This window comes from Alicyclobacillus contaminans DSM 17975 (assembly GCF_000429525.1).
GTDB lineage: Bacteria > Bacillota > Bacilli > Alicyclobacillales > Alicyclobacillaceae > Alicyclobacillus_A > Alicyclobacillus_A contaminans.
The window spans coordinates 1-10021 of the sequence record NZ_AUCA01000065.1 but is presented as its reverse complement, the minus strand read 5'-3'; the positions used below and the strand labels follow the sequence as shown (position 1 = coordinate 10021).

The 10021-nt window shown below is 57.6% G+C and carries 7 protein-coding genes; 3 read left to right on the top strand and 4 right to left on the bottom strand.

Translation table 11 applies throughout. The annotated features are described in order from the left end of the window. The 4 genes from G463_RS20980 to G463_RS22550 form a co-directional block, all read right to left on the bottom strand. Positions 1-181: UPF0236 family transposase-like protein (locus tag G463_RS20980; protein ID WP_026975974.1), on the bottom strand; the 181-nt coding region annotated here is incomplete at its 3' end. Positions 182-537: 356 nt separating this feature from the next. Further along, positions 538-3849: a UvrD-helicase domain-containing protein gene (locus G463_RS0116090; RefSeq protein ID WP_026975973.1), complete on the bottom strand. Its 3312-nt coding sequence runs from the start codon at positions 3847-3849 to the stop codon at positions 538-540. Further along, positions 3842-6640: a PD-(D/E)XK nuclease family protein gene (locus tag G463_RS0116085; RefSeq protein ID WP_026975972.1), complete on the bottom strand. Its 2799-nt coding sequence runs from the start codon at positions 6638-6640 to the stop codon at positions 3842-3844. The genes G463_RS0116090 and G463_RS0116085 overlap by 8 nt, the downstream gene beginning before the upstream one ends. 325 nt (positions 6641-6965) lie before the next feature. Continuing rightward, complete coding sequence (locus G463_RS22550; RefSeq protein ID WP_245575930.1) at positions 6966-7346, bottom strand: nuclease domain-containing protein; 381 nt, start codon at positions 7344-7346, stop codon at positions 6966-6968. Between the two features lie 361 nt (positions 7347-7707). On the opposite strand from G463_RS22550, the gene tnpA reads away from it, so the two are divergent. The 3 genes from tnpA to tnpC form a co-directional block, all read left to right on the top strand. Beyond that, on the top strand, positions 7708-8031 hold the full coding sequence (gene tnpA, locus G463_RS0116075) for an IS66 family insertion sequence element accessory protein TnpA (RefSeq protein WP_026975970.1): 324 nt from the start codon (positions 7708-7710) through the stop codon (positions 8029-8031). A gap of 23 nt (positions 8032-8054) precedes the next feature. Next, positions 8055-8384 carry an IS66 family insertion sequence element accessory protein TnpB gene (tnpB, locus tag G463_RS0116070; RefSeq protein WP_211227435.1) on the top strand — a complete coding sequence of 110 codons (330 nt, stop codon included), beginning with the start codon at positions 8055-8057 and terminating at the stop codon, positions 8382-8384. A gap of 67 nt (positions 8385-8451) precedes the next feature. Then, positions 8452-10021: IS66 family transposase (tnpC, locus tag G463_RS0116065; RefSeq protein ID WP_026975968.1), on the top strand; the 1570-nt coding region annotated here is incomplete at its 3' end.

Here is a 10021-nt window from a genome sequence, read left to right as displayed (position 1 = left end):
AGTACCGCCTCCAAAACGTCACTTCTCCCACAGTGGTCACAATCGTACGCTGTTTCCGGTGGACCAACTCCAGGCGTTTTTTGTCCCGAGAGTGCATGAGCTGTTCATCCACGGCCTCCAAGGCCTGTGACAGCAGACTGCGCGCGCTCACTTTGACGGCCTTTTCCACGCCCTCCTCCAACTCTGCAAAGCTCCTGGAGTTAGATATTGCCGATTGAAGGTCAGCCATCAGCTGCAGGAAAACATTCAAGGCGTGTCGAATTGGGAACACAGAGACCTCACTCCTTTTACCGCGCTGCAACGCGGGTGTTTTGGGTTGTTGTAGTGAGGTCTCTTCTATTTTTGCCTTCCTCTTTCCTCTCGGGGAAAAGCCCCTACTGAAACTTTACACGCTCCGGCATGGATATATATTACATTACAAGTCAGAATTGAAAGGATTGTGCCGCTTCATCGCCGCGTCCTCATGCCCACCGCGTCAACGCCTCACCAGGAACATTCGCTCCCGTCATGTCCCAGTGAAAATTCGACCACCTTCCTCTACAACACCGTCACGTAGCGATGCCAGTTTGTGAAGTACAATCCCGCCTCCTTCACTGGGTACCCGAACGTCCCCTGCCAAACCGCAACGTACTGCTCCAATTGTGCGCGGTAGAATTCGACAAACTGGGACTCGTGCTCGGGCTGGAACGCATCCGTTTTAAAGTCCACAATCACCCATCCGTCCTCTTCCTCAAACGCCATGTCTATGACGCCGTGAAGAATGACGCGATGTAGTGTTCCCACGCCGTGCCCGAAAGACTGGATGTCCTCCTCTTGGCCGGTGGTATCCAGACCAGCCGCCGTCTCCTGTCCACTCACACTCGCGCTTGAGCTTGACTCCGTCAGCACAAACGGAATCTCGTGCAAGCGCTGTTTGGAAGCTGCCGCTCGTGCCCACAAATCGCTCGCCAGCACGCCTTCCACCGTCCGTACGACGTCTTCCACGTGTTCCTCGGACAGCCCGGCTTCCCGGCTCGCCACACGGGCAAACGTGGGCAACCGCCCTGGAGCAAGACCTTTCCCACACGCCTCCATGCAGCGGTGCACCGCGGACCCAAACGCCATGCCCAGCCCTCCGCTGCGCCGCTCCCACTGCGCGACGGACGCCTTGGCCTCCGTCGTCACACTCGTGCGGCGCCATGTCGGCTGCTGTATTTGTTCCATCCGAGCTTCCTGCGCTTCCAGGAACGCCGCAATGTCAATCGGTTCATCCAACAGCGGCCGCTCCGGCTGTTCAACCACCACGTCTTCCAGCTCCGGTACGTCGGCCAGCGCATCGGCGAGCGGGCTCCACGGATCCTTGGATGCGTTGTCTTCCCAGTGGCTCACCACGAGCATCTGCCGGGCGCGCGTTGTGGCGACGTACAACAGCCTGTTCCGTTCCGCTTTCAGAAACCGGGTTTCTTTCGCGGCCCACTCGTCCCAGTGGACAGGCTGGGCCACAGGAATCTTCGTGGTGTGTCCAGCTTTCGACTCGAAGACTTTTTCTACCTTGAAGTACCCTGCCGCGATTTCACCGGACCGATCCACATGGGTATCCGGTTCTCTTTCCTGATACCCGCACGGGCCGGCCAAGAATACAATCGGCGCTTCGAGGCCCTTGGCCTTGTGCAAATTCATGATCCGTACCGAATCGGATTTCCCAGGAAACAGGCTGGACGCGGCGAACGACGGTTGCTCTGCGATCCGGGCGATGGAGTCCGCTAGCCTCCGCCAACTCATTGCTTCCATGCCCTGCGAACTCATTTGTTGCAGCAGTGTGGCTATCGCCCCGGCGCGCGTCATGCCGCTCGGCTGCAGCGCCGTAAACGACAGGTAACCCGTCTTGGCAAGCATGCGAGACAAAGCAGTGAGTGCAGGCAAGGATTGGGTCCAGCCCAAGTACTGTCGCAATTCCTCCAGCGCTCGCTGCACTGGGCGCGCCACATCTGACACGTCGTCCGCGGCCGGGATGCGGTGAAGCGACAGCGAGTGTCCTTCCCGTTTGTAGTGGTACAGGCTGTTGTCACTCACACCAAAGAAGATGCCGCGGAGCGTCGCCACGAGCGCAACCTTGTCCGTCGGACCGGCCAGACAACGGACAAGTTCGGACAGGTCCTGTAACTCTCGATAGGTCTGTTGGCTGTCCACAATCTCGAACGGAATCCCGAACGTCTCCAGCTGTTCGCCGTAGATGTGCATGAGCTCTTTTTTGTAGGTGAGGATCATGAAGTCGCCGGGTGTGGCTGGGCGGCCTCCGGACACCTGGCCGTTCGCGTCGTACTCGGAGATTTGGACGTTTCCGTCACAGGCCCAGCGAATCCAGCGGGCAATGCGCGCTGCATCTGCGTTAGTCACAGCCTCCTTGTTTCGAAGCGACTTGGGGTGGCAGAGCTTGTACACGCCGCCGAAATCGCTGGGGTTGGAGCGCTGTGTGTCGAGTTGGACAAACCGGGCCTGCTCCAGAGTTTCCTCCGCTGGGAACACCGCTTGAAAGTGGGCGTTGACGAAGTCGCCAATCGCGTCGATCGAGCGGAAATTGGCGGAGAGTTGCAGCACCTCGCCGCACGACTCAATCCGCGTCTTGACGAAGTTGTACGTCGCAATGTCCGCGCGGCGGAAGCGGTAGATGGACTGCTTCGGATCGCCCACGATAAACAGACTTCCGGGCCTTGGCACCGCCTTCCTCCAGTCTGATTCATGGACATCTTCGCCAGTCAGGAGAAACATGACCCCCGCCTGAATCGGATCTGTGTCCTGGAATTCGTCCACGAACAACCGCGGAAACCGGTGCTGGAAATACCGGCGAACTTCTGCGCTGCTCCGCAACAACGCCGCGGCTTTCATCAGCAGGTCCTGGAAGTTGAGCAAGCCGGCCTCCTCGCGTCGGCGCGTGCAGTACTCCACAGCGGGGCGGACGAACCGGATGACGAGCGGATGCTTGTACTCGCGCCACTCCCTGAGAAACGGTGCCATGACGGCCTTTTGCCAATTAGAGAACTGCTCGCCGAGCTGTTTGGCCCGAGCTTTGTCCGTCCAACGGTTTTGAATCACGGACAACGACTTCTCAAACGCGGATTCCAGCAAATTCGCCAGGTCCACGACGTTGCTGAAATCCCGGAACCGACGTTGGCTCTGCACCAGTCGAACCGCTTCCTGGAGCGGGTCCCAGCCCCGCTCCGGCTCGTTGGTCGGCAAAAATTTTGCAGCTTCCTCGACCAGTTCAAACAGAGAATCGCGCACAATGGTCGCGTTCGGGCAAGGCGTGTCGGTCACGGCAATCTCCACGTCCACGTACTCCGAGACCTTGTGATACACCGCGCGCAGGTGCTCCACGTCAATGCCAAGCGCGGTCAACTGCGCCAATTGTGCCGTGTTCCCCTGCTCCTGCAGCTCGGCCAGGTAGTCGTCCCAGCACGCATCGCGAAACTCCCTGGCCTCGTCCTCCTCCATTTCCCGGAAATCAGGGTCCACCTTGGCTTCGAGCGGCCGCTCGCGGAGCAATCGCCCGCAAAACGAGTGAATGGTTCCCATGAAACAGAGGTTCAAGTCTCGCAGCCCCTTTTCGAGGCGATGTTTTTCCTCGGGCGACACTGCGTCTTTCAGCGCCTGTTCAAGGGCGAGTTGAAAGCGAGACTTCAGTTCAGAAGCCGCCTTGCGCGTAAACGTGATGGCTGCAATCTCCTGCACTTGCGCCTTTCCGGTCTGAATCAGCGCCACCATGCGATACACCAGGCTGGTGGTCTTCCCGGAGCCCGCGCCCGCCTCGACCAGAAATGTGGTGTCCAGATCTGTGACAATTCGGTCCCGCGCCAACTTGTCGTTAAGCAAAGTTCTCCACCTCCAAGAGGTCTGCCAAATGGCCGGCGTTGTCGGGGTTGTTTCGCTTCTCCTTGCTTTGCCCTGCGGCACGCTTCGTGCAAATGCGAAGGAACTCACAGCGCTTGCATTCTTCAGCGTCCTTCGTCGCCAGGAAGACGCCGTTCTCCCGCACGGACAGCATGTGACTCACCAGTCGGCGCACCTCGTCGCGCTTGTCCTGCCGATGCACGACCTCCTCCCGACGTGCGAAGAGCGTCGGAAACACGTACCCGCTCTCCAGAACTTGCGCTTCCGGGTCCCTCCCGCTGGCTTGAAGCCACTGTTCCACGGCAATGGCGTACAGCGCGTGCTGCAATTGCTGACCGGATTTGAAGTAGGCGTTCTGGCTGTACTTCCAGTCCGATCCGGTCTTATAGTCCATCACCCGGTACACATGCGGGCCCATCTTGTCTACCCGGTCGACTTTGCCGTATATCGGCAAGATCACTCCGTTGCCGAGGTCCACCGCAACCGGGGCGTCCTCCTGGCCAATCTCTTGCTCCACCAGCAACGGCGTACTGTGCCGCGCCTGTTCCATCCGGAAGAACTTCCGCATGGACTGCCGGATGTGGTTGCATTCCAGCTCCACCACGTGCCGGCTCGGTCCCGGCACTTCGTCGCGGTAACGCGCCAGAACCTCTTCGCAAATGGTCATGAGCCGCGCTTCATCGGGAGCTGCTCCGTTCGCAATCTCGTGGATGTACATACGAAAGATTTGATGGTATAGCGATCCCCGTTCGCCAGCACTCAACCACTCAGATCGACGAAACTGGACGGCTTCCGAGGGCCTCACGTTGAGTACATGCCGAAAGAGATACTTCCTCGGACATCGAGCCAGCGTCTCCAGCGCCGTCGGTGCGTGGTACGCCTTTTGGATGACACCGGGCCGCACGTCCACCAGTCCGTCAAACTCCGTCAGTTCATTCGATGCGCGGCGCGCTTCCGCGTGGCTGCCGCGCAGCAACCACGGGTAGTTGTGCAGCAATGCAGAAAGTCCATCCCGGAAGAGGCCTGTTGGCGCCATCGCACGGCTTATCCAGAGATCTGCCTCGTCCAGCGGCACCACGAAGGTACCGGCACTGCTCACCCGGCCCGCGTACCCGATGGGCTCGCCCAAGGCGCGGGCGAGGTCCGTGTAATCGGCGTCCGCGCGAGCGCCATGTTCGCGGTAGACAGTGAGCAGTTCTGGGGCTGGCGGTTCGGATGTGCTTTCTTTCAGGTCAAACGCGGAGTAACTGAACGTCACGTATCCACACAGGCGATGGAGCCATCGGCGCCGATCCGCGAGATACTCCTTCAGCCTCTGCTCCGACGTCCGGAGCAACGGATGAATGGCCGCCCGTTCTTCGTCGAGGAGAATCGGATCTTGCATCGCCTTCAAGCCCCAGTTCTTCTCACTGCACCCCATTACGAAGGTGTGTGTACGTCCCGTTTGCCCGCCCGAATCCAGGTCAGACACGTACACCGCTCCCGGCTCCGGCCGTGAATACGCGTCAACGCGGATGGAATCCACCAACTGCCGCGCGTACTGTAATACCTGTCTTTGGTTCAACTGGAAGGACGGAATGCCCCGGAATGATTCTTTGACTTCGCGAATTCGCGCCAGGACCTGCCCATCCCGCTCATCCTTTACGCGACCAAAGCACGTCAAGAAGAAGTCGAGTGCGGAAAGGAATTGTGAGACAGACAGCACCGCTCGGTCACACAGTTGCGAAAACAGGTCCGAAAAGTGTTGGTACAATTCACGGTATATCTCAAGCCCATCCGCATCCTCCGACGAACCTTCCGCCCATCTTCGCTGTAAGACAGAAAGGTATCTCTCGCGCCCCCAACCAATCTTGGCTTCCTCCAACGCCCGCACAAACTGGGAAGTTGACCAAGCCTTGGACGGAATCCGCAAGACGCCCTGGTGCATCGCACCGGTGAGATGGGAGACGTGGTAGCCGGACTCCACCCAATCGAGGAACACGTACGCCAACTGCCCCAATCCCGCCACGTGCCCAGGCAAACCGTTTTGAAAGCAAACGGGAACGCCCAACTGATGTGAAGCGGTGTAGACGGCCATGGCTTCTTCTTCGGCGGCGGCGACGATTTCGATGTCGTCCAGCGCGGCACCAAGCGCCAGGATTCGTCGAAAGACCTCTCGCGCTTCCGCCATACTTCCCGCAGTGTGAAAGAGTTGCACTGTGGTGACGTTTGGGAGAAGTGGAGCATCTTCGGGCACCGTGTCGTCGAACCACTCCACCCGATACACCTGAGCGAGGCGTTGGATGAAACGCTCGGAGACCCGGTCCAGTTTCAGGGACTTCAGTAGAATGTAGATGGGCGTCGGTGTGGAGGCGCTTGTTGAGGCTTGCTCCGGCTCTTTCACCGCGTACTCGACGGCCCTCGAGTAATCCGCGAGGTGTTTCTGTTCCATGTAGCTTTCGTAAGCAAGAAGTAACTGTTTCACCAGCCGCCCCTTGTTCGTGTTCTCGAACATGGACTCTTTCAGGTCGAACGATTCGACGCCAGCGACCCTCAACTCCGAAATGGCATCTCGGAACGCGCGTACGAATCCGGGAGACAACGTGGATTCCTCCAGCAGTGCATTGCCCGGGGCCACGATGTCGAGCAAGAGCGCATGTGTGAGCCATGTGAGTGACTCTCCAGAAACGTAGGTGAGGCCTGCCTCTTCTAGTGCAAGTGTCGCCAGATCAAGCACGGCAGACTCCATCGTGGCGACGGACACGTTTAACACCGGACCATACTCTGCTCCCATGCGTTCCAGCCACTGGTGCCCTTGGGCATGGGAGTTACACAGCAGGATCTTTGGGCGGAGAGGATCCGAGGTTAATAAGTGGTAAAGCGATTTCAACATAGGTGTCAGACACATCCTTCGGGTGAAGAATCGTGAAACGGGTCAGCGGTTACTGTTTCACTAGCGTGCGCGAATCGATGACCTTTCATAGAGTGAATCACTGTGGTTAGATGCTTCTGAGTCCATTATGACAAAAGCCCGTGACAAAGGATGTCACGAGGCTTATTTGGAAATGTTGTACCGGCGCTTTGGACTAGGCACTCATCCTCTGCGACTAGCACGAAGTCTATTCCGCAGAAACATCTAACAGCCTGTCCAGCAATTCGCCTACCAATCGTGTGGCCCCCGGCAGAAATGGTAATCCACCGACGTTCACACTGTCGATGCTCCGATGGAAATGGTGCCCGCGATATCGCTCTTGATCTGCGTACGGAAACAGAACATACGCACCGTACATGGAGCGTTGGTACCGTCCGTCTTCGTCCAAGTGAACAATCGCGTCCCTGTAACGGTGCATCGTGTTTATGTCCGCTTCCTCCGGGCCGGGTACGGTACCATAGGTGCGTACGTAGTCAGAACCAGGGATCGCGGGATTCAGCCGATACTCCGCGTCAAAGTTGTAGGTCGCTTTTAGCAGAGCAGCCTCTATATATGAGCGTCGGATCATGAAAAGCCTGATACGTCTCGAGCGAAATCTCATGGCCGCCTACCGTGTGCACCCGAACCTTTTCAGCTATACCCTTTTAAACTACAAAGCATGGCAGAGCCCTTTTCCATTCCTTGTCTAACTGCCTTACGATGGATCGTGCTTTCCTTTCAGACGAGGAAGAGCATCCACTTCCTACCGCATCATGCTCTGGATGACGCGCGGCCCCGCTTTAGCGCTGGAACCATCAGACTCTGCTACATCGCTTCCATACATCTAACGGAGAAAGTTGGGCACGTGAGCGTCAAATCCACCACACCTAGCGCTAAAGCGCTGTCTCTGAGAGGATGTTCGCAGAGAATTGCTCAGGGAGGCGCATGTTATGACGAAAGCAGAACAGGCGGAGTTAAGAGAGAGTTGGCGGGAGCGTGTGGCCGCGTTTCGCGCCAGCGGGCTGTCAGGCGCAGCGTGGTGCGCTGCGAACCAGGTGAAAGAGCACCAATTGTGGTACTGGGTTCGCCAGTTCCGAGTTGAATCGACTTCTCCGTCTTCATCGCCTCGCTTTCTACCAGTTCAATTTCGCGAGGCAACGGCCACGGAGGCCCCTTTGCTGGTTCGGGTAGGAAAGGTTGCCATTGAGGTGCACGCAGGATACGACGCGGAATTATTGCTCCAACTCGTGCGTACACTGTCCGCGCTATGCTGATCGACATCGCAACGGAGCAACGCGTGTATCTGGCATGCGGTAGCACGGACCTACGCAAGTCCATCGACGGGCTGGCTGCGTTGGTTCAGGAGTCCTTCCAGCTGGATCCGTTCTCACCCTGTATGTTTGTATTCTGCAATCGGCAGCGGGACAAGCTAAAAATCCTGTATTGGCAGCACAACGGCTTCTGGCTGTTCTACCGCCGCCTCGAACGGGGGCGGTTTGAGTGGCCAGAGTCTACCACAGACAAGACCGTCGTAGTCAGCCGTCGTGAGCTGAACTGGTTGCTGGACGGGCTTTCCTTGACCCAACAGAAGGCGCATCCAAAGGTGAACGCACAAGCGGTGATTTGAACGAAAAATTTCGGAGATCCTCAGTTTTGACAAGGGATTTCGGAAACTTTTGTCGAAACACTTCCTCATGGATAACCAATCGACCACGACCATCGAACAAGTTGAATCCTTGCAACGAGAATGCATGGCCTTGAAGCAGGAAAACGCAGACCTGAAGCGACAGGTAGAGTTGCTCATTGAGCAACTCCGACTGGCTCGGCATAAACGATTTGGGGCGTCCAGCGAGCGTTCCGACGAGAACCAGCTTCGGCTGTTCAACGAAGCCGAGTTAGAGGCTGAGCCCGCTGCACAGGAGCCTACGGTGGAGACCATCACGTACGAACGGCGGAAGAAACAGCCTGGTCAACGAGAAGCCATGCTGAAGGACTTGCCGGTGGAGCGTGTCGAGTATCGCCTCTCTGAAGCCGAGCAGGTATGCACCTGTTGCGGCGGTCTCCTACATGAGATGAGTTCAGAAGTCCGCAAGGAACTCAAAATCATCCCGGCTGTAATGAAGGTCGTCGAACACGTTCAGTTCATCTACGCCTGCCGCCATTGTGAGAAGAACAACACCGAGACTCCTGTGGTCAAGGCAACCATGCCGTGGCCAGCGTTTCCTGGCAGTCTGGCATCACCCTCGGCGGTGGCGTATATCATGACCAAAAAGTATGTTGACGGGATGCCGCTGTACCGACAAGAGCAGCAATTTGCCCGTCACGGCATCCCGTTGTCGCGACAGACACTGGCCAACTGGGTGGTGCGCGCATCCACTTCGTGGCTGAGTAAGATATACGACTACCTGCATGGTGAACTGGTCAAACGGCAATACCTGCATGCGGACGAAACCACGCTGCAGGTATTGCACGAAGCCGGACGGGCGGCGGAGACGAAGTCATATATGTGGCTGTACCGCAGCGGACGGGATGGACCGCCCATTGCGTTGTACGATTACCAGGAGACAAGGTCTGCAGAACATCCGAGACGATTTCTGGCTGGCTTCAAAGGCTTCCTGCACGTGGATGGCTACGCGGGATACAACGGCATTCCGGATGTGCGGCTAGTCGGGTGCTGGTCGCACGCGAGGCGAAAATTTGACGAAGCTCTCAAGGCGTTGCCGACCAGCGAACGATCCAAGCCAGTTGCTGCAAGGGAAGGGCTGGAATACTGCAACCGGCTGTTCGCCCTGGAACGGAAATTTAAGGATGCCACTCCGGAGGAGAGGTACCAGAACCGATTGGTACACAGCAGACCGGTGCTGAAGGCATTTTTGGCATGGCTTGAAGAGCAAAGCGCGCGTGTACTGCCCAAAAGCATGCTTGGGCAGGCGGTGGTGTATTGCCTGAAACAGTGGGACAAACTGACGGTGTTTTTGGAAGATGGCCACCTGGAGATAGACAACAACCGGAGCGAACGTTCCATCAAGCCGTTTGTGATTGGGCGCAAGAACTGGCTGTTCGCCAACACACCGCGTGGGGCGCGGGCTAGCGCGATTGCCTACAGCATTGTGGAGACGGCAAAAGAAAATGGCCTCAACCCGTTCGCCTACCTGCAATATCTGTTCGAGCAGCTGCCGAACGTTGATACGAACGACAAGACAGCGATGGCGGCACTCATGCCATGGTCGGAGATACTGCCCGGCGACATACGCAAAAGCAAAT